The organism is Kitasatospora putterlickiae (assembly GCF_039527695.1).
Lineage (GTDB): Bacteria > Actinomycetota > Actinomycetes > Streptomycetales > Streptomycetaceae > Kitasatospora > Kitasatospora putterlickiae.
This window is the reverse complement of the sequence record NZ_BAAAKJ010000198.1, coordinates 19,027-20,720: the sequence shown is the minus strand read 5'-3', so window position 1 is coordinate 20,720 and position 1,694 is coordinate 19,027. Positions and strand designations below refer to the sequence as shown.

At 77.9% G+C, this 1,694-nt stretch carries 1 protein-coding gene; it reads left to right on the top strand.

Annotated elements, in window-relative coordinates:
• A partial coding sequence (locus tag ABD308_RS19855) for a serine hydrolase (RefSeq protein WP_344337135.1) occupies positions 1-969 on the top strand: 969 nt, incomplete at its 5' end.
• Between the last annotated feature and the right edge of the window lie 725 nt (positions 970-1,694).

Sequence of the window (1,694 nt, the reverse complement as noted above, 5' to 3'; positions counted from 1 at the left end):
AGGTCGGCGGCCGCGCTGCCGTTGACCCTGGCGGTCGCGGCGGTGGATGTGGATGTGGACGCGGGCTCGGACGTGGGCGCGGGCGCGGGCACGGGCCTGGGCACGGGCCTGGGCATGGCGCTGACGGCCGGGTCCGGGGCGGGCGGCGGGTCCGGGGCGGGCGGTTCGGTCGGGGTGGACGACACGGTGGTGCTGCCGGTCGCCAGCACGTCCAAGCTGCTGCTGCTCGCCGAGGTGGCGCGCCGGCTGGACGCCGGAGAGCTGCGGGCGGACACGGTGGTGCCGATCGAGGACGAGGACGTGGTCGGGGGCACCGGGCTGCTGCGGCGACTCGCCCACCGGGGAGCCGGCGGGAACCCGTGCGGGTGGACCGTCGAGGATCTGGCCTGGCTGACCGCCTCGGTCAGCGACAACACGGCCACCAACGCGCTGCTGCGAACGGTCGGTCTGCCCGCCACCGAACGGCTGGCCCGGGAGCTCGGACTGGAGCGGCTCACCCTGCACGACCGGGTCCGGGACGTCCGCGGGCCCGGCGTGCCGCCGGTGTTCGCCACCGGGACCGCCCGGGACCTCGCGCGGCTGGTCGCGCTGGCCGTCCGGGGCGACCTGGTCACGCCCGGCGCGTCGGCGCGGCTGCTGGCGTGGATGCGCTCCAACACCGACCACGGGCTGGTGCCGGCGCTCGTCCAGCACGACCCGTACGCGGAGTGCTTCCCCGATCCGCTGCCCGGCGGGCTGCTGGTCGCCAACAAGACCGGAACCGACACCGGAGTGCGGGCCGACACCGGGGTACTGATCGGCACCCGGCGGGTGGCGTACGCGGTGATCGCGCACTGGGACGTGGCGCTCGGCCCGAGCACGGAGCGGGCAGCGGTGCACGCCATCCGCGAGGTCGGGCGGGCACTCGCGGCCGGAGCGCAGCGCGGCGAGCGCGCGACCTGCGCACTGCTGCGGCAGCCGAGCGGCTGAGCGGCCGCGGCCCGGCTCGGCACGGCACGGCTCCCGGGCGCGGCAGGGGCGGGAGCTCCGGCGGTGCACACCATCCGTGAGGTCGGGTGGACGCTCGCGGCCGGAGCGCAGCGCAGCCAGCGCGCAACCTGCGCACTGCCGCGGCAGCCGAGCGCCTGAGCGACCGCGCCCCGGACCGCCCCGGCACGGCTCCCGGGCGGGGCCGAGCACGGAACGGGCGGCGGTACACACCATCCGCGAGGTCGGGCGGACGCTCGCAGCCGGAGCGCAGCGCAGCCAGCGCGCAACCTGCGCACTGCCGCGGCAGCCGAGCGCCTGAGCGACCGTGCCCCGGCACGGCTCCCGGTCGCGGCAGGGGGCGGGAGGTCCGGCAGTGCACGCCATCCGTGAGGTCGGGTGGACGCTCGCGGCCGGAGCGCAGCGCGGCGAGCGTGCGGCCTGTGCGCTGCTGCGGTAACAAGGCGGCTGAGCGGCCGCGATCCGGCACGGCACGCACGGCTCACCTCCCGGGCGGGGCCGAGCACTGAACGGGCGGCGGTGCACGCCATCCACGAGGTCGGGCGGACGCTCACGGCCGGAGCGCAGCGCGGCCAGCGCGCAACCCGCACACTGCTGCGGCAACCAGGCGGCTGAGCGCCCGCGACCCGGCACGGCTCCCGGGCTCGGCAGGGGGCGGGAGGTCCGGCAGTGCACGCCATCCGTGAGGTCGGGTGGACGCTCGCGGC